A 19,279-nucleotide genomic window follows, 5' to 3' on the forward strand; every position below is an offset into this window, starting at 1 on the left:
CAAACCTATTCCGTTAGTAGTCCGTATCTGCGCTGACGTTGCTGGTAATCTTCGATCGCCCGGGCAAACTCTTGCTCGTCGAAATCCGGCCAGTAAACATCGGTAAAATAGAGCTCGCTGTATGACAATTGCCACAACAAAAAATTACTCAGCCGGCGCTCCCCGCTCGTCCGGATCAACAGATCGGGATCGGGCACACCGGCCGTAACCAAATGGCCGGAAATCACTTCCGGCGTAATATCCTCGACTTTAAGGCCGCCCCGTACCGCTTCGGCAGCCACCCGCTGAGCCATACGGGTGATCTCCCAACGCGAACTGTAATTGACCGCGATCTGCAACGTCAGTCCCGTATTGTCCGCCGTGGTTTTTTCGCTGCGGCGGATAGCCTCCTGCACATCGGCAGAGAGAGCCTCCGTGTCGCCGATGAACCGCATCCGGATTCCCTCCGACAGCAGCGCAGGGGTCTCTTTTTCGGTACTTTCGCACAACAGTTTCATCAACGCTTCGACCTCGCGCGAGGGACGCCCCCAGTTTTCGGTCGAAAAAGCATAAATTGTCAAATACTCGACCCCGCAATCGGCTGCGGCACGCACCACTTTACGAACGCTCTCGACACCCTGGATATGGCCGCAAATACGATCCAACCCGCGTTGGCGGGCCCATCTGCCGTTGCCATCCATAATGATAGCGATATGCCGGGGGATCCTCTTCTGGTCCATATGCTCCATACTGCGACTGATACTGAATTAAAGTGCAAATATAACATTTATACCGTTAATCGTCCCAAATGGCCGGCTATCTTTCGTTTTTCTTTTGCCGCTCGCGGGAGTCGATCCCCCACATCATTTTATTTCTTAACGTATCATAAAACGATATATTTTGGAGATGCACCAAAAAAATCGATTTTTCGGCTTTCCTGACTCTCAGCTCCGTTCCGTCTCCGGCCAGATAATTGCGGTTGTCGAGCGAGACGAAGAACTTTTCGCCGCGCGTATGCACCCGGAAAGTAACCTGCGAAGTATCGGGAACGACCACCGGACGCATCGTCAGGTTGTGCGGAGCAATGGGCGAAACGATGAAACAGCGGCAATCGGGCGCCACCACCGGTCCCCCGACACTCAGCGAGTAGGCCGTCGAACCCGACGGGGTCGAAACCAGCATTCCGTCGCCGTGGCAGGTGGCGATCATCTCGCCGTCGACGAATACTTCGGCCGCGATCATGCTCGTATCGTGGCGCTGGATGGTTACCTCGTTAAACGCATAAGGATAACAGGTCCGGTCGATGAAGTCGCCTTCGGCCGAAAGCAGGGTCCGCTCTTCGACCGCATAATTGCCGTCGCGAATGTCGCAGAGCGCTGCATCGAGCCCTTCCATCGTGATATTGGCCAAAAATCCGAGCCGCCCGGAATTGATGCCGATCATCGGAATCGGCCGCAGATCGAGCACCCGGACCGCTTCGAGGAAAGTGCCGTCCCCCCCGTAACTGATCAGGACACGTACCTCGTCGTCAATCTCGCCGGGACCGCAGTAAAGCTGTTCGGGAGCGAAAAGCCGTCCGGTAAGTTCCGTCACCTGTCCGGCAAATTCGCCGTTGACCTGAAAGGAAAAGCCATGCCCGGCAAGCGCACCGAACAGTCGGTCAAGTTCACCGGCCCGGTGCGAAGCCTGGGCACGGCTGTAGAGGGCAATTTTCATACGGCAGCGGATTAGGAATATGAATGAAACCGCCCGCCCGCAAATTCCCGGGCGCCGGGTTCGTGATTTTCGTTCGTAATGTGTACCTTTACCCCGCAAAAATAAAGAAAAATATGACAAAGCTGAGTGTTAACATCAACAAGATCGCCACACTGCGCAATTCGCGCGGAGGGGATATTCCCAACGTGGTGGAGGCAGCGCTCAATGCGGAACGGTTCGGTGCACAGGGCATCACCGTGCATCCGCGTCCCGACCAGCGGCACATCCGCTACCAGGATGTCCGCGACCTGAAGCAAGTAATCACCACCGAACTGAATATGGAAGGCAACCCCATCGACAGTTTCATCGACCTGGCGCTCGAGGTCCTGCCGGCACAGGTGACGCTCGTACCCGACGCACACGACGCGCTGACTTCCAATTCGGGCTGGGACACCAAAGCGCACCAAAAATTCCTCAGCGAAGTCATTGCCACCTTCAAAGCCAAAGGCATCCGTACTTCGATCTTCGTCGATCCCGATCCGGAAATGATCCGTTATGCCGCCGAAACCGGTGCAGACCGGATCGAGCTCTATACCGAATCCTATGCTTCGGGCTACGCAGCCGGACGTGAAAAAGCGATCGCCCCGTTCGTTGCGACGGCTGAAGAGGCGGTCAAATACGGACTGGGAGTCAACGGGGGCCACGACCTGAGCCTCGAAAATCTGCACTATTTCGCCAGGACGATACCCAACCTGCTCGAAGTGTCGATCGGGCATGCGCTGATTTCTGACGCGATCTACCTGGGCTTGGAGAATACGATTCAACTCTACCTGCGCCAATTGAAGGAATAATCCGGCCCACGCACCTTTGTCCATACTTTATGCATTAGATAACCGCAACACTCCATAGTTTAATTATGAACGACGCCCTGAGCGCCCCGCTTTTCCGACGGATCGGCCGCATTGCCGACGAAAAAGGCCTGCGCGCCTTCGTAATCGGCGGCTATGTCCGCGACCATTTCCTGCACCGTCCCTGCACCGATATCGACATCGTGGTGGTGGGAAGCGGCATCGAAGTGGCCGAAGCACTCGGACGGGAATTGAAAACCAAAGTTTCGGTGTTCAAGAACTTCGGCACGGCGATGCTGCGCTGTGACGGATGGGAAGTAGAGTTCGTCGGGGCACGCAAAGAGTCCTACCGGGCCGACTCGCGCAAACCGATCGTCGAGGACGGAACGATCGAAGACGACCAGCTCCGGCGTGACTTCACGATCAACGCCATGGCATTCTCGCTCAATGCCGGCACGTTCGGCGAACTGGTCGATCCGTTCGACGGAATGCGCGACCTCGAGAACTACATCATCCGCACGCCGTGCGACAGCGACACCACCTTTTCAGACGATCCGTTACGCATGATCCGCGCGATCCGCTTCGCCACACAACTCGGTTTCGACATCGAAGACGAGACGTTCGAGGCGATCCGCCGCAACCGCGAACGGATCGAAATCATCTCGCAGGAGCGCATCATCACCGAAATGAACAAGATTATGCTCTCTCCCGTCCCGTCTATCGGATTCCAACTGTTCGACAAGAGCGGACTGCTGGAACTGATCTTTCCGGAATTGAGCACACTGAAAGGGGTCGAGACCCGTAACGGCAAGGCGCACAAAGATAACTTCCTGCACACGCTCAAGGTGCTCGACAATGTGGCCCTCAAAAGCGACAACCTCTACCTGCGCTGGGCTGCACTGCTGCACGACATCGGCAAACCCCGCACCAAAGCTTTCGATCCGCGTACCGGTTGGAGTTTCCACGGACACGAAGTGGTCGGGTCGAAAATGATCCGGCCATTGTTCCGCAAATTGAAACTGCCACTGGGCGAACAGATGAAATATGTGCAGAAACTCGTCTTTTTGCACCTGCGGCCGATCGTACTCTCGGAAGAGGAGGTAACCGACTCGGCGGTTAGGAGACTGCTTTTCGAGGCCGGAGACGACATCGACGAGCTGATGACATTGTGTGAAGCCGATATCACCTCGGCCAACGATGCGAAAGTAAAACGCTTCCTGCACAACTTCGAACTGGTCCGGCGTAAACTGCGCGAAATCGAGGAAAAGGACCGCATTCGCAACTTCCAGCCACCGATCGACGGCGAACTGATCATGCAGACCTACGGACTGGCTCCCTGCCGCGAAGTGGGCATGATCAAGGAGGTAATCAAAGACGCCATCCTCGACGGCACGATCCAAAACGATTACGACCAGGCATATGCCCTGATGGAGCAAGTGGCCGCACAATACGGCCTGGAGAAAAAAGAATAACGGCCAATCAGCCTGCACCCAACAACGACGTCCCTTTTACGAGGGGCGCCGTGTCATATTATAGCGTCCGGTTTCTCCGGAAAAGCTTTTCCGGAGAAACCGGAATCGTTTACGGATAAAGTGGTTTCCGGATCAAATCGGGTAAGCCGTGGCGCTCATACCCGTTATTTTTTATTGAAAATCCTGTTTTGGCCCAGATTTACCGTGAAAATGATCTTCTGCTGCCAACCCCATTTGTGCCCGTCGTAATGGTGCACCGACGAAACGCGCAGGTTCATCAGGCTGGTACGGACAGGCTGCCAGTAGATTTCCAGCCGGTCATAAATATTGTCGGTACGATAGAACGGCTCTCCCCAGTAGAGCCCCGGACCGTAATCGAGGTTGTCGAAAGGAGCCACGTAGTAGGGCATCAGGTTATCGCCCGCATAGAACGTATTGTGGATACCGAAATTCCATTTCTGCACGTGCGCTTCGATCTGCACGCCACCCGGCGTCACATAATCGCCCACATACTTGCGGTCGTTCTGGAAACCGTTGATCCAGCCCGCCCGCAACGACAACTCCTGCATGCAGGGCACGATCCGGGTGAAATCGACCCCGACGAACGGCTCGACCAACACGTTGTCCACCACCCCGTCGCCTACGGTCGGATCCGGTTCTTCACTGCTGTCCCAACCCGCATGGTGGTACATCGTCAGGTTATAGCCGACAAAGAACATCTGCCGTGCACCGAGCCCGAGTCGTCCGGCCGAAAAGAGCAGGAACTTCTCACGGGTGGTTTTCGAAAACATGCTGTTCCAGTCGCAGCCGAACTCCACATAACCGCGGCCGCCCATATATTGCAGCAACAGGCCGGTCAGGTTCGGATCGTAATACTTGACCGAATCGCTGAAAAAAGCGCCCGAATACTCGCCGATCATCCGGCTGCGCGGCACGACACCGGCATAAGCCCGGAATTTCGGGGAGATGAACTGGTAATACCCGAAAATCTCATTATCGACCTCGAAAGGTTTGGCCCCGAAATTGGCCAGCAGGCTCACACCGATCATCAGCGAATGGCGACCGTCCCAGGTAACGCCCACCTCGGGATTGATCCGCGCGCCGAAAAGCGTCTGCGACCAGTTGGTCGTCAGGTTTTTGTATTCGCGGTTATCGAAAAAGAAGTCGAACGACGCACCCCAGACAAGCTGCGGTAACGCTGAACTGACCTTAGGTTCAGGAGTTACCGATACCTCCGCAGCCGAAAGCTGTGACGTCACGCCCGGTACGGCGGCGGGTGCCCCCTGAACCGAAATCGCAGGGGTAAGTTCAGCGGCCGGTTGTGCCATAGGCGTCACCGGGGTCGTCCCGGACACCGGAAGGGAATCCCGCTGTTGGACCGGAGACTCCAAACCGGACTCCCGGGCCTGTACCGGAACATCAGTTCCTTCGGGCAGTACCGCGAAGGCGTCCGCTTGCGGAAAAGCCGCAAAAAGAACGGCTGCAATAAAGGAAAAACGGGTAAAGATTTTGCCAGTCATATGATCCTAAATGATGTATTTGATCGTAAACGTATTTTTGCGAACCGACACGAACAGGAAAATTCCAAGGGGGGATCCCGCCCGGAACGTTTCAGGAAGTTGCAAACAGTCTGACCCGGAACGCCAAAAACGCTTCAAAGGTAAAGATAATTTCGCACAAAGATCACCTTGCGGGCTACATATGCCGAAATCAGCCAAAAAAGGGGCGGTCGAGACGACCGCCCCCTACAACATTGGGTCCGTAACATAGATCAGGGCGGCCCGATGGGCCGCCCTGAGGCTTCGATAACCCAGCGGTAAACCGCCCGGGCTATTTCACCATTTTTCCGATCGCGCCTTTCATCGCGACGATGTCGTCCTGGAACGAAACGATATCGTTCTCGTGTTCGAGCTCGTCCTCGAGAATATCCACCGCCATTTTCGCCGTCGTGTAATCCACGCCGCTGGTGTAATCGGCGATGTCCTGGTAACGTTTGATCGCGCAACGCTCGCTGCGCAGGTTCTGCTCGAGAATCGTCTCGATGTAGGGATCGGTCGGGGTTTCGTACTTGCAGCGGGCCATCTCCTGCCATTGCAACGGATTGAGCACCGGAGTGCCTCCCAGCTGGATGATGCGTTCGATCAGCATTTCGGCGTGTTTCAACTCCTCGTTGGCATGCTCGAGCAACTCGGCCTCAATCGGAATGCGCATCGGGCCCTCCATGATCCGGGCGCCCACCCAGTACTGGTAGTAGGCTAGCCACTCTTCGCACAATGCGGCGTTCAACATCTCAATCAGTTTCTCAACGTCGAGGTTCAGTACCTCTGCACTCACTTTTTTCATAATTTGTATCTTTTAAAGTATAGTTGAAAATCCCTTTGTCCCATACTTGTGCAAATACTGTGCTAATGAGCCTCACCGCCAAAGAAAAAAGCGGCACGGCCACCACCTTTCACGCATGATACCATGCGAAATGTCCCCGCCGTGCTCGCTTTGCGCATGCTTTTTGCAAACCGGAATATTATTGTATATTTGTTCTGTATCTTGAGTTTAACTATCAGGCACGAACATGCTGAAAGAGAATCTGATCGAGCTCTACCAAAAGAGCTTCCGGGAAAACAAGGAACTACCGGCTCTCTCCGACTATTTCAAGAAGGAGAGTTTCTCATATTTTGAAATGGCCAAGGAGATCGCCAAGCTGCACCTGCTTTTCGAAGAGGCCGGACTGCAACGTGGCGACAAGGTAGCGCTGATCGGCCGCAACAACCCGCGCTGGTGCATCGTCTATATCGCCACGATCACTTACGGCGCCGTCATCGTCCCGATCCTGCAGGACTTCAGCCCGAACGATGTGCACCACATCATCAACCACTCGGATTCGGTGCTGCTGTTCGCCGGGGATATCTATTGGGACACGATCGAGACGGACAACATAGAACAGGTCCGGGCGGCCTTTTCGCTCACCGACTTCCATTGCCTCTACGAACGGCACGGCGATTCGCTGGCCCGCTTCCAGCGCGAGATCGGCAAACGCTACCGCTGCCGTTATCCGCGGGGATTCACCTCCAAAGAGATCGCCTACCCGAAAATCGATAACGACAGCGTGGCGGTCATCAGCTACACTTCGGGTACGACCGGATTCAGCAAGGGAGTCATGCTCACGATAAACAACCTGACCGGAAACGTACTCTTCGGCGTGCAGTCCAAACTGCACTTCAAAGGAAGCCGGATCGTCTCGTTCCTCCCGTTGGCCCACGCATTCGGCTGTGCGTTCGACTTCCTGGCCGCACTGGCCGCCGGTACCCACATCACCCTGTTGGGTAAAATACCCTCGCCGAAGATATTGATCGAAGCGATGGGCGAAGTCAAACCGCACCTGATCTGCATCGTACCGCTGATCCTCGAAAAAATCTACCGCAAACAGATCAAACCGTCGCTCGAAAAGGGAGTGGTCAAACTGGCCATGCGCGTGCCACTGCTCGATACGCAGGTATATGCATCGGTATGCAACCGGCTGACGGAGTCTTTCGGCGGTGAGTTTACACAAGTGATCGCAGGCGGGGCACCGCTCAACAGCGAAGTCGAGGAGTTCCTCCACAAGATCAAATTCCGCTTCACGGTCGGTTACGGCCTCACTGAATGCGCACCGCTGATCAGCTATACTTATTACAAGGATTTTATCCCCACCTCATGCGGACGCGTGCTCGACGGCCTGATGGAAGCGAAAATCGACTCTCCCGATCCGCAGCGTATTCCGGGCGAAATCTGCGTCCGGGGCGAGCATGTGATGAAAGGATACTACAAAAACCCGGAAGCAACCAGGCAAGTCATCGACGAAGAGGGCTGGCTGCACACCGGCGACATCGGTACGATGAACGAGGACAACACGCTGTTTATCAAAGGTAGGAGCAAAAGCATGATACTCAGTGCGAACGGACAAAACATATATCCGGAAGAAATCGAAAGCAAACTCAACAACATGAGTTGCGTGCTGGAATCGCTGGTCGTCGAACGGGACGGGAAGCTCGTGGCATTGGTCTATCCCGACTACGAACAGGCCGACGAGGCGGGCATCTCGTACAGTGACATCCAACGGGTCATGGACGAGAACAAGGAGGTACTCAACACGCTGGTCGCCCCTTACGAACAGGTCACGAAAATCATGCTGTGGCCCAACGAGTTCGAGAAAACCCCGAAAAAAAGCATCAAACGGTTCCTTTACAACCGTTAAACCGGTCATAACGCATATACCGGCACCCGTCAATACCGGGACAACGGGACATGCGATTATTACACACAACGCACAATCCGCAGGCAGGCCGATGCGGAATTATTGACGCATTTTATAGGTTTGCATCGGTCAGGTCAGCCGTTCCCGGCAGCGGCCACGGACGGGGTTCGTACTTCTGGTTGCGCAGCCGGGGGATGAATCCTGCCTCACGAATCGCCTGTTGAATGCCTTCGGCGTCGAAGCTATTGTGCGCACCGGCCGATGAAACGACATTTTCCTCGATCATAATCGACCCCATATCGTTCGCCCCCCCGTGCAGCGCGATCTGCGCGGTAGTCTTGCCTACCGTCAACCAGGAAGCCTGGATATTCCGGATATTGTTCAGAACGAGACGGCTCATCGCAATGATGCGCAGGTATTCGGCCGCCGATGTATCCGGAACGACACCCTCCCGCTCCAACCGCGTACCGCTGCTGCGGAATACCCACGGAATAAAAGCGATGAATCCGTAATTCCCGGATGGGCATTCAGCTTGTAAGTCCCTGATTTTAATCAGGTGTTCGATCCGTTGCCGCGGGGTTTCGAGATGGCCGTACATCATCGTCGCCGAGGTAGGCAGGTTCAGTCTGTGCGCAATGCGCATCACTGCGAGCCATGTATCGGCATCGGGCTTACCCGGCGAGATGGCGCGACGCACCCCGTTGTCGAGAATTTCGGCGCCCGCCCCCGGCAGGGAATCGAGCCCGGCAGCGATCAGCCGGAGCAGAACCGTTTCAGGATCGAGCCGGCTGATGCGTGCGATATGCGCCACTTCGGGCGCCCCGAGTGCATGGAGCCGAAGCTGCGGAAAACGGCGTTTCAGTTCCCGGAACAGCTCTTCGTAAAAAACGATGTCGAGCTTCGGGTGCAACCCGCCCTGCAACAAGAGCTGGTCGCCACCCAAAGCGAGCGTCTCCCGAATCTTGGCGTCGTACTCTTCGATCGTCGTGATATACGCCTTGTCGCTCTGATGGGGTTTACAATGGAAGTTACAGAACTTGCATCCCGAAATACAAACGTTGGTAATGTTGACGTTACGGTCGATCTGCCAGGTTACCACCTGCGGATCGCCGGCCTGTTCGCGGCGCAGCGCGTCGGCCGCGAGCATCAGTTCGGCCAGCGGAGCGGAACGGTATATCTGCAGCGCCTCCCCTTCCGTGAGCGGATCGAGGGCGAGCGCCTTGCGGTAAATATCGCTGTTGTTCATGCGTGCAAAGATAACATTTCGGCGTGAAAACGGACACACAAGAATCACCCGCAGTCATTCCTGAAAGGGAAACGGGACGGAGACCGGACAATGAAAAACCGCCTCCCCTCTCGGGAAGGCGGTTATGCTAAACCTGTCCGGGATTACTCGATCGAAATCGATTCAGTCGGGCAAACATCGGCGCAAGAGCCGCATTCGGTGCAAGCCGAAGCGTCGATCACGTAAACATCGCCCGGAGAGATAGCCCCTACAGGACATTCGTCAATACAAGTTCCGCAAGCGGTACAGGTATCTTCACTAATTTTGTAAGCCATTGTTGTAATATTTTTAAAAGTGGTTTTAAAAATCTTCCAATGCAAATGTAAAACTATTATTTGTTTCGGACAATATTAAAACGTTTTTTCTATCGTTGAAGTATTGCGGGAATGAGCCAAAAGTTCCCCGATTATCGTATATTTGTCTGCCACCGACCGAACGGGGCGCCTACAAACCTGACTAACGATGAAAATCCGAAACCTTCCGGTCCTGTTGCTTTGCTGCACATTGCTCGCAGCCATTCCCCCAACCGTACAGGGCGCCATGCCGAAATCCGGCGAAATAAAACCTTACCGGGGACGACCCACGATCCACGTAAACGGCACCCCGATGACTCCGGACATCTATGCGCTGACACATGCCACCGGCGCACGCTGGAGTTGGGAAGAGGTACCGCAGCATAACGTCCGCAACTTCTACGACATCGGTTTCCGGCTGTTCCAACTCGATTTCTGGCTGTCGGATATCTGGCCCAAGGACGGCTCGCCGCTCGACGTTTCGCTCGCTCAAAAACAGATTCGCGGCGTACTGGACGTAGCCCCCGACGCCTGCATCATCCTCAGGGTGCACACCGACGCCCCCTACTGGTGGAACGAGGCGAACCGCGACCAGTGCACCGAATATGCGGACGGTCCCATACAGGAATACTACAAACCGGGGCCGCCGCACAACAACGAGGATTTCAGCATCATGCGTTCGCTCAGGGCCAGCCTCGCGTCACAAAAATGGAAACAAGAGGCAGGAGAGAAACTGGTCGAATTCTGCAAGAAACTCTCACAAACCGAAGAAGGCGACGCCGTAATCGGCATGCACATTTCGGGTGGCATCTACGGCGAATGGCACTACTGGGGCTTCGTCGACCACGATCCGGATACGGGAAAAGCGATGACCGCCTATTTCCGCAACTGGCTCCGCAACAAGTACGGTACGGATAAAAAGCTGCAACAGGCATGGAATTCGGCACAATGGACGTTGGAAACCGCAACGGTGCCGGGTGTGGAAGAGCGCACGAAGACGCAGTTCGGCCAGTTCAAGGACCCCAAAGCTGAGCGCCGCGTGATCGACTACATCGCCGCGCAGCAGGAGGCTGTGGTCGAAGACATCGAATACTTCTGCCGGTTGGCCAAAGAGAGTTGGCCCCGCCCGCTGATCACGGGCGTCTTTTACGGCTACCTGCACATGACCTTCAACCGGCAGTCGGTCGGCGGCCACCTGCTCGTGGAGCGCATCCTCGACTGCCCCTGGATCGACTACCTGGCCGCACCGCAAACCTATTATAAGTTTTCGCGCAAACTGGGCGGCAGCGGCATGCCCCGCGGAATCGTCGAATCGGCCGCGCTGCACGGCAAACTCTGGTTCGACGAGATGGACAACGGAGAGTTGGCCCGGCGCGTCTGCCACGATGCGGTACGTTACCTGGAACGTTATGACGCCGACTATGCGCCGGTACTGCGCCGCAGCGTCGTATTGCCACTGATGCGCGGCGGGGTATGGTATTATGACTTCGGCATCCGCGAAAGCCTCGGCTGGTTCGACGATCCGGTTTACCTGCAATCGATCGCCGACGAAAAAGCGCTGTTCGACAAGCAACTGAACGTACCCCACAAATCCGAGGCGGACGTACTCTACGTCTGGAGCCAGGAGAGTTACTATTACCTCAAGCCCCAAAGTACGCCCATCTCGTCGAACGTGATCGACCACTCGATCGAAGAGGCGCTGCGTAGCGGCACCGTGGGCGACCATATTTACGATTTCGATCTCGACAAGGTGAATCTCGACCAATACAAGGCGGTGATATTCATGAACAGTTATGTGCTGTCGTCCGAACAGCGGAAATTTATCCGGGAGAAAGTAGCACAAAACGGCAGGACCTTGATATATAACTACCTGACGGGCGTGACCGACGGCGAAACGATCGGCCTGCCGCTGACCGAGAAACTTTCGGGCGTAAAACTTGCGTTGCAAAACGCAACCGAACCGCAAACGCTCCATTTCACCGACCCGGAATCGGAGTTTACCTTCAAAGGCGTCGTAGAGCCCTTTGCGGTCATTACCGATCCGCAGGCCGAACCGTTGGCGACACTCGGGGGACGCCCGGACGTGGTCGTGGCCCGCAAAAATTTTCCGACCCACACGGCGGTATACGCCACGCTACCGGTCAACGGCACCGACGTATTCCGTAAACTGCTGCGCGATGCAGGCTGCCATGTTTACAACGACCGGAACGACTTCACTTACGTCAACAGCGGCATCATGCTGATCCACTCGCTCGACGGCGGACAGCGCACGATCCGCCTCCGCAACGGAAAAGAGTTGAACCTGACGCTGCCCGAAAAGTCGAACACGGTACTGGATGCCAATACGGGTGAAGTCCTGCTCAAAGAGATTCCGAAAACCTACCCCAAGGTAAAATAAAGCGGGACGCATCGAAACACGCCGCAAAAAAATGAAAATATAGCGGATTAAAACTTCATCCGCGTCATCCATTACAAGCAGCCACCTTGATAAGAGGTGGCTGCTTTCATCGATGCATGACAATCCGCCGGAAGGAATTTAGTATAATATTTTACTAATATCCTGCGAAATGATTACCTTTGCGGCGTTCAATACGAAACAATATGACACCGAACGGAGAAATGGCCCGCGAACTGAACCTGCAACTGCTGAAGACCCGGATGGCCTTCCGGCAGGCAGTCCAGCGCCTGCTGCGGAAATACGAAATCGGCATGACTTTCGAGATGCTCCAAATCCTGTACCAGCTCAGGACCCTGCAAGGTGTGAGCCAACAGCAACTGGCCGAAGCGACTGCACGGGACAAAGCGTGCATCACCAGCCTGATCAACAACCTCGAAAAAAAAGGATGGGTGCAACGGAAGCAGTCCCCCGACGACCGCCGTGCACGGCAGATCTTCCTGACCGACGAAGGTGTCCGCATGTCGGAACAAACCAAACCGCTGCTCAAGGAGATATACGACCGTATCGGAGCGGCAACGCCCCCCAGGCAGATGCAGGAGTGCCGGAAACAATTGGGAAAACTGAATGCGATACTGGATGGGATTTAAGCTACGACACATGTTCCTGAAGGCATCGCTCTCCTTGTTGCTGGTGCCGCTCACAACCGCCGCACAACCTCAGGTGCGGACGCTGAGTATCGACGAACTGTTCCGGCTCGGCATAGAAAACAGCCTGCGTATGCAGGCATCCCGTATCGGGGAGACCCTGGCCGGAGAACGCGCAAAAAGCGCCCGCAGCGAAAGGCTGCCCGGCCTGAATGTAGGATTGTCCGGCGGCTATCTCGGGCAGCCCGTCGTTTTCCAGCAAGGATTGACCCAAGCCACGCGCCCCGACACCCCGAACTGGTCGAACAACTACAACATCGACCTTTCCCAACCTCTTTACGAAGGAGGGAAAATCCGGTACAGCATCCGGCAGGCAGATCTGGAACGGCAGATCGCCTCGCTCAGCACAGAAAACGACCGGGCGGAGATCAAAATGCTGCTGTTGCAACAATATGTCGCGCTGTACAACCTTTACAAGCAGACTGAGGTCTTGCAACAAAACATCGATGAATCGACGCGCCGGCTCGAGGACATCCGCCGGATGCGCAACGAGGGGCTCGTCACGCGCAACGACGAAATCCGCAGCGAACTGCAACTGACCAACGACCGGCTCGCCCTGCGCGAGGCCCGGAACGACATCTGTATCGTCTCACAGCAGCTGGACGTAGTGCTCGGCCTCGACGAAACGCTCCTGATCGCCCCCGACACCGCATTGCTGTACACAGCAGCTCCGGTGGAGAGCTACCAGAGGTACGTCGAACGGGCCTATGCGAACTATCCGGAATTGAAAATCGCGCGGGAAAATACCTCATTGGCCCGGAATGATATCCGGATCGCACGGGCGAACTACCTCCCCACCCTGTCGCTGCACGGCGCCAACACGCTGGCACGCCCGATCACAAGGACGATGCAGGACACGTATGCGAACAACTGGAATATCGGACTCGCGCTATCGTACAACCTCTCGTCGCTGTACCGCAACCGGCATCGCGTCGAAGAGGCGCGTCACGCGGTTTCGCTGCGTGAAAACGCAGAACAGCAGGTGATGCAGGCGATCCGGGTCAATGTGCGGCGCGCCTGCACGAAACACCAGGAAGCGCTCGAGCGCGTACAGGCACTGATGCTGGCCGTCCGCCAGGCGGACGAAAACTACCGCATCGTGCATAACCGCTACCTGAACCAACTCTCGATCCTCACCGACCTGCTCGATGCGAGCCGCGTCCGGCTCGAGGCACAAATGCAGCTGACGGCCGCACGCGCCGAAGTGATCTATACCTATTACCAACTGCTGCAAACATGCGGCAGCCTGTAAGCCACGCAAAACACAACGAAACACATATGTCGGAACTACTCAACAGGCGCCAGAGGCTCAGAAAGCGCAAAAAGCGCAACATCATCCTCAACACGGTCTGCATCCTGCTCGTGCTCTGCGCGATCGTGTGGACGGTCGATTACTTCTGGCGCTATTTCAAATACGAAACGACAAACGACGCGGTCATCGACCAGTATATCTCCCCGGTAGGCATCCGCGTGTCGGGTTACATCAAGGAGGTACGCTTTACCGAGCACCAACCGGTCAAGGCCGGGGATACGCTGCTCGTGCTCGACGACCGCGAATACCGGATCCGGCTGAAAGACGCCGAGGCGGCACTGATGGATGCCAGGGCTTCGAAAACGGTGCTCGGGTCGGGTATAGCCGCATCGGAAGCCAACGTATCGGTGCAGGAAGCCAACATAGCCGAAACCCGGGCGCGGTTGTGGCAATTGGAACAGGACTACCGGCGCTATGAAAACCTGCTGCGCGAAGAATCGGTTTCCCGGCAACAGTACGAACAGGCCAAAGCCAACTACGAAGCGATGAAAGCGCGCCTCGATGCCCTCCTTCGCCAAAAGAACGCGGCCGAATCGCAATATGCCGAAACGACGAACAAACGGGCCGGGATTGAAGCCGGCATACTGCGCAAAGAGGCGGAACTGGAAATGGCGCAACTGAACCTGTCGTACACGGTCGTAACGGCCCCTTACGACGGCTACATGGGACGGCGCACCGTCGAGCCGGGGCAACTGCTCCAGGGTGGACAAACGATCAGCTACCTGATCCGCAGCGAGGACAAATGGGTCACGGCAAACTACAAAGAGACCCAGATCGCCCGCATTTTCATCGGACAAAAAGTCCGTATCCACGTCGATGCGCTCGGGGACAAAACTTTCCACGGCACCGTAACGGCCATTTCGGAAGCGACGGGATCGAAATACTCGCTGGTGCCCACGGATAATTCGGCCGGTAACTTCGTCAAGGTGCAGCAGCGTATTCCGGTGCGGATCGATTTCGACGACGTTTCCCCGGAAGAGATGCAACTGTTGCGGGCGGGCATGATGGTCGAAACCGAAGCTAAAATCCGCTGATTCCGCCATGGCAGCCGCACCGCTCAGCGTCCCGATCCGCCCGTGGGTTCCCAGATGGCTGGGAATTCTCACTGCGTTCGTGATTATGCTGCCCGTAATCCTGATCAACGGCGCCTATACGGGCAGCGCGGTCGAAATCTCCTCTACGCTCGGAGTGCTGGGCGAGGACATCCGCATGGCCTATTACGCCACAGCAGCCGGGATCGCGGTCTCCTATCCGCTGGTACCGGACGTGCGGAAGGCCGTCACGACCAAAACCGTACTGCTGATCGACCTGTTGTTGCAGGCATTGCTCAGTTTCATCTGTGCGCAAACCACGCAGATGGATATCGTGATCGTATGCAGTTTCTGGATCGGCATACTGAAAGGATTCGCGATGATCGAAGTGATTAACATGGTCAAGCCGCTGTTCAGCCCGGCCGATATCCGCAGCGAATTCTACGCCTATTTCTATCCGATCGTATTCTCCGGGGGACAGCTCTCGATCGCGCTGACCGCGCAGCTCGCTTACCACTACCAATGGCAGCACATGTACTACTTCATTATCCTGCTGCTGCTGGTCGCCGTGATGTTCGTGCTGCTCTTTTTCCGGTACAGCCGCCTGCCGCTCAGGTTCCCGGTGCACGAAATCGACGGGCGCAGTGTCCTGCTGATTTCGTCGGTGCTGCTGCTCTCGATCTATGTGGCGACTTACGGCCAGATGCTCGACTGGTTCGCATCGAAGAAACTGGTCGTTTACACGGTACTGATTCCGTTTTTACTGTGGCTGTTTATCCACCGCCAGCAAACCTTGCCGAAACCCTACCTGAAACTCGACGTACTGAACGACATCAAACCATTGGTCGGCTACCTGTACATGATGCTAGCGATGTTCTTCTCCTCGACCAGCACGCTGGTTACGAACTATGTGAACACCGTCCTGCACGTGGACAATGTCCATGCGAACCTACTCTATCTGGGACTGATTCCCGGTTTTGCGGTAGGCGGGGCGATTTGCTACTGGTGGTTCCGCTACCAACGGTGGAAGTTCCGGTTCCTGATCGCCGGCGGCATGGCCTGCTTCACGGCCTATCTGGCGATCCTCTACTTCGGAATTTCACCCGACGCTACCTACGAGATACTCTACCTGCCCACTTTTCTCAAAGGGCTCGGGATGATGATTATTTTCATCGCATTCGGCATCTACGTGGTCGAGGACCTTCCGCCGAGCCTGACGATCTACAACGCATTTTTCCTGATTTCGTTCCGTTCGGCGCTCGCTCCCGCCCTGTCGACCTCTTTCTTCAGCAACCTACTCTACCGGCTGCAGCAACAAGGACTGACCCGGCTGGCCGACCATACGACTGCGCTCGATCCGCTCGCCGCACAACAATACGATAATGCGCTGCACAGTGCTCTTGCACAAGGGCACGGCATCGACGAAGCGGGTCAGATCGCGACCCAATCGCTCTACAGCACGCTGCAAACACAGACCATGCTGCTCGAGCTGAAAACCATTTTCGGCTACCTGCTGATTTTTGCAATCGTCGCGACGGTGGTCTCGCGTTTCATTCCGTTCCACAAGACCGTCAAGGTCCGGATAGTCAAGACCGGCGAAGATATGGTATAGCAGAAAAATACATGATCGCATGATTTTGCAGTTTCGGTTCGTCGTTGTAATTACAGACAGATCCTCTCTCCGTCGACCTCCCTTTTTTTCGTAAAACAAAAGCAGGCGGGGTAAGATTGCCCCGCCTGCCAAATAATTCCCTTCTACTCTACGCAGATTGCGCTACATCAAACTATAGGCAACGGTCAGACCGGCTACGACGATCGAGACCATGCTCATCAGCTTGATCAGGATGTTGAGCGACGGGCCGGCGGTATCCTTGAACGGATCGCCGACAGTGTCTCCTACCACGGTAGCCTTATGGCATTCTGAACCCTTACCTCCATGGTTACCCTCTTCGATAAATTTCTTCGCATTGTCCCAGGCACCGCCCGAATTGGCCATAAAAATCGCCAGGACGAACCCGGCCCCGAGACCGCCGACCAACAATCCCATCACTCCGGCTACGCCGAAAATAAATCCGGTCAGCACAGGTGCCACAATAGCCAGGATCGACGGCAGCAACATCTCTCGCTGCGCGCCTTTGGTCGAAATCTCGACACACCGCGCATAATCGGGGGTCGCCTTGCCTTCGAGAATCCCTTTGATTTCACGGAACTGGCGGCGCACCTCCTCGACCATGCTCTGCGCCGCACGGCCCACGGCATTCATCGTAAGGCCGCAGAACAGGAAGGCCATCATCGATCCGATAAACACCCCGATCAGTACGTTGGGGTTCATCATCGAAATGTGGTAATAATCGACAAAATCGAGGATATTCGCATCGGTAATCGCTTTCACCGTACCGTTCGACAGCGTAATTGACGTCTCACCGATATGTAGCAATCCGATCTTCACCTCCTCGATATAAGAGGCGAGCAGTGCAAGGGCCGTCAGGGCGGCCGAACCGATCGCAAAGCCTTTGCCCGTCGCAGCGGTCGTATTGCCAAGCGCATCGAGCGCGTCGGTACGTTTGCGTACTTCCGGGTCGAGGCCGCTCATTTCGGCGTTACCGCCCGCATTGTCGGCAATAGGCCCGTAAGCGTCGGTAGCCAACGTAATGCCCAGTGTGGAGAGCATGCCGACGGCGGCAATACCGATTCCATAGAGCCCCTGACTGAGGCTCGCAGCCGTCAGCATATGCGCGAAATCGAATCCGATCGCACACAGGTACGCAAGGATGATGGCCGCCGAAATGGTCAGCACCGGAATGGCGGTAGAGATCATCCCCATTCCGATACCGGAGATAATCACGGTTGCCGGACCGGTTTCGGCACTCTGCGCAATACGTTTCGTAGGTTTATACGAATGGGAAGTATAATATTCGGTAGACTGGCCGATGATGATGCCCGCCAGCAGGCCGACGATCACCGAGAACGAGATGCCCACCCAATTGTCGAGCTGCAACGTATAGAGAATAACGAAGGTCAGCACAGCGATCAGCACGGCACTGACGTTGACGCCGAGACCCAGCGCACTGAGCAACTGCTTCATATTGGCCCCTTCTTTGGTCCGCACCAGAAAGATGCCTATCACCGAAAGGAGAATTCCCACCGCAGCGATCAGCATCGGGGCGAGCACGGCTTTGAGCTGCATATCCCCGGCGAAAGCTGCCGCCCCGAGCGCCGCCGTGGCGAGGATCGAGCCGCAATAGCTTTCATAGAGGTCGGCGCCCATGCCGGCCACGTCGCCCACATTGTCGCCCACGTTATCGGCGATGGTCGCCGGATTGCGCGGATCGTCTTCGGGAATACCCGCTTCGACTTTACCTACCAGGTCGGCGCCCACATCGGCCGCTTTCGTGTAAATTCCGCCGCCGACACGCGCGAACAACGCCTGCGTCGAAGCACCCATACCGAAAGTCAGCATCGTCGTGGTAATGATCATCAGTTTTTGGGAATCGGTCACCCCTTCAACAAAATGATTCAAGACCAAATACCATACGGAAATATCGAGCAGGCCCAACCCCACCACGACGAGCCCCATCACGGCGCCGCTGCGAAAAGCCACCCGCAGGCCGCTGTTAAGGGATTGTCCTGCCGCATGGGCGGTACGGGCCGAAGCATATGTTGCGGTACGCATCCCGATGTACCCGGCCAGACCCGAGAAAAGGCCGCCGGTCAGGAAGGCGAACGGCACCCAGTTGTTCTGCACCCCGAGGCCGTAAGCCAGGAAGGCAAAGAAAAGCGCTAACAGGAGAAAAACGATGGCGACCACCTTGTACTGCTGCCGCAGATAAGCCATGGCCCCCGCGCGGACATGCGCGGCAATCTGCTGCATCCGTTCGGTGCCTTCGCTCTGGCGCATCATTCCGCGGAAGAAATACCATGCGAAAAAGAGAGCGACCAGCGAAGCGAACGGTACAAGCCAGAAAAGAATCGGTGTACTCATAAAAGAAGTTTTGAAGGTTAATTTGGAAGTTTGCAGGTCAGTTGCAGTC

Annotated in this window: 15 protein-coding genes; 8 read left to right on the forward strand and 7 right to left on the reverse strand. The window is 55.9% G+C overall.

Annotated features, from left to right (window positions below; all coding sequences use genetic code 11):
• Positions 1 to 5 precede the first annotated feature (5 nt).
• Together NQ495_RS03015 and NQ495_RS03020 are read right to left on the reverse strand one after the other, a co-directional pair.
• Positions 6 to 728, reverse strand: a complete 723-nt coding sequence (locus NQ495_RS03015; RefSeq protein WP_009134441.1) for an isoprenyl transferase — start codon at positions 726 to 728, stop codon at positions 6 to 8.
• Between the two features lie 67 nt (positions 729 to 795).
• Positions 796 to 1,695, reverse strand: coding sequence for an NAD(+)/NADH kinase (locus NQ495_RS03020; protein WP_009134440.1), 900 nt, complete (start codon positions 1,693 to 1,695; stop codon positions 796 to 798).
• 113 nt (positions 1,696 to 1,808) lie between these two features.
• Between NQ495_RS03020 and NQ495_RS03025 the strand changes: the two genes are divergently transcribed.
• Together NQ495_RS03025 and NQ495_RS03030 are read left to right on the forward strand one after the other, a co-directional pair.
• Positions 1,809 to 2,525, forward strand: a complete 717-nt coding sequence (locus tag NQ495_RS03025) for a pyridoxine 5'-phosphate synthase (RefSeq protein WP_009134439.1) — start codon at positions 1,809 to 1,811, stop codon at positions 2,523 to 2,525.
• Between the two features lie 65 nt (positions 2,526 to 2,590).
• The gene (locus tag NQ495_RS03030; RefSeq protein ID WP_009134438.1) at positions 2,591 to 3,994 is read left to right on the forward strand and encodes a CCA tRNA nucleotidyltransferase; all 1,404 of its coding nucleotides are present in this window, start codon (positions 2,591 to 2,593) and stop codon (positions 3,992 to 3,994) included.
• A gap of 164 nt (positions 3,995 to 4,158) precedes the next feature.
• Here the strand turns inward: NQ495_RS03030 and NQ495_RS03035 are convergent, their stop codons facing one another.
• Positions 4,159 to 5,322, reverse strand: coding sequence for a hypothetical protein (locus tag NQ495_RS03035; protein ID WP_259801941.1), 1,164 nt, complete (start codon positions 5,320 to 5,322; stop codon positions 4,159 to 4,161).
• 502 nt (positions 5,323 to 5,824) lie between these two features.
• On the reverse strand, positions 5,825 to 6,337 hold the full coding sequence (locus tag NQ495_RS03040) for a ferritin-like domain-containing protein (RefSeq protein ID WP_009134436.1): 513 nt from the start codon (positions 6,335 to 6,337) through the stop codon (positions 5,825 to 5,827).
• A gap of 226 nt (positions 6,338 to 6,563) precedes the next feature.
• Between NQ495_RS03040 and NQ495_RS03045 the strand changes: the two genes are divergently transcribed.
• Positions 6,564 to 8,225, forward strand: a complete 1,662-nt coding sequence (locus NQ495_RS03045) for an AMP-binding protein (RefSeq protein ID WP_009134435.1) — start codon at positions 6,564 to 6,566, stop codon at positions 8,223 to 8,225.
• 112 nt (positions 8,226 to 8,337) lie between these two features.
• Here the strand turns inward: NQ495_RS03045 and NQ495_RS03050 are convergent, their stop codons facing one another.
• Both NQ495_RS03050 and NQ495_RS03055 read right to left on the reverse strand, forming a co-directional pair.
• Positions 8,338 to 9,471 carry a CofH family radical SAM protein gene (locus tag NQ495_RS03050; protein ID WP_009134434.1) on the reverse strand — a complete coding sequence of 378 codons (1,134 nt, stop codon included), beginning with the start codon at positions 9,469 to 9,471 and terminating at the stop codon, positions 8,338 to 8,340.
• 143 nt (positions 9,472 to 9,614) lie between these two features.
• Positions 9,615 to 9,818 (reverse strand): indolepyruvate ferredoxin oxidoreductase subunit alpha, encoded by a 204-nt coding sequence (locus tag NQ495_RS03055; RefSeq protein WP_326929426.1) that lies wholly within the window; start codon positions 9,816 to 9,818, stop codon positions 9,615 to 9,617.
• A gap of 154 nt (positions 9,819 to 9,972) precedes the next feature.
• On the opposite strand from NQ495_RS03055, the gene NQ495_RS03060 reads away from it, so the two are divergent.
• The 5 genes from NQ495_RS03060 (at position 9,973) to NQ495_RS03080 (ending at position 16,860) form a co-directional block, all read left to right on the forward strand.
• Positions 9,973 to 12,201 (forward strand): beta-galactosidase, encoded by a 2,229-nt coding sequence (locus tag NQ495_RS03060; protein WP_009134432.1) that lies wholly within the window; start codon positions 9,973 to 9,975, stop codon positions 12,199 to 12,201.
• Between the two features lie 203 nt (positions 12,202 to 12,404).
• On the forward strand, positions 12,405 to 12,848 hold the full coding sequence (locus NQ495_RS03065; protein WP_009134431.1) for a MarR family winged helix-turn-helix transcriptional regulator: 444 nt from the start codon (positions 12,405 to 12,407) through the stop codon (positions 12,846 to 12,848).
• On the forward strand, positions 12,838 to 14,157 hold the full coding sequence (locus NQ495_RS03070; RefSeq protein ID WP_040294556.1) for a TolC family protein: 1,320 nt from the start codon (positions 12,838 to 12,840) through the stop codon (positions 14,155 to 14,157). Before NQ495_RS03065 ends, NQ495_RS03070 begins: the two co-directional genes overlap by 11 nt.
• Positions 14,158 to 14,183: 26 nt before the next feature.
• A complete protein-coding gene (locus NQ495_RS03075; protein WP_009134429.1) occupies positions 14,184 to 15,251 on the forward strand; it encodes an HlyD family secretion protein in 1,068 nt (355 codons plus the stop codon).
• A gap of 7 nt (positions 15,252 to 15,258) precedes the next feature.
• The gene (locus tag NQ495_RS03080) at positions 15,259 to 16,860 is read left to right on the forward strand and encodes an MFS transporter (protein WP_009134428.1); all 1,602 of its coding nucleotides are present in this window, start codon (positions 15,259 to 15,261) and stop codon (positions 16,858 to 16,860) included.
• Between the two features lie 162 nt (positions 16,861 to 17,022).
• Here the strand turns inward: NQ495_RS03080 and NQ495_RS03085 are convergent, their stop codons facing one another.
• The gene (locus NQ495_RS03085; RefSeq protein ID WP_009134427.1) at positions 17,023 to 19,230 is read right to left on the reverse strand and encodes a sodium-translocating pyrophosphatase; all 2,208 of its coding nucleotides are present in this window, start codon (positions 19,228 to 19,230) and stop codon (positions 17,023 to 17,025) included.
• Positions 19,231 to 19,279 lie beyond the last annotated feature (49 nt).

The organism is Alistipes indistinctus YIT 12060, assembly GCF_025144995.1.
Lineage (GTDB): Bacteria > Bacteroidota > Bacteroidia > Bacteroidales > Rikenellaceae > Alistipes_A > Alistipes_A indistinctus.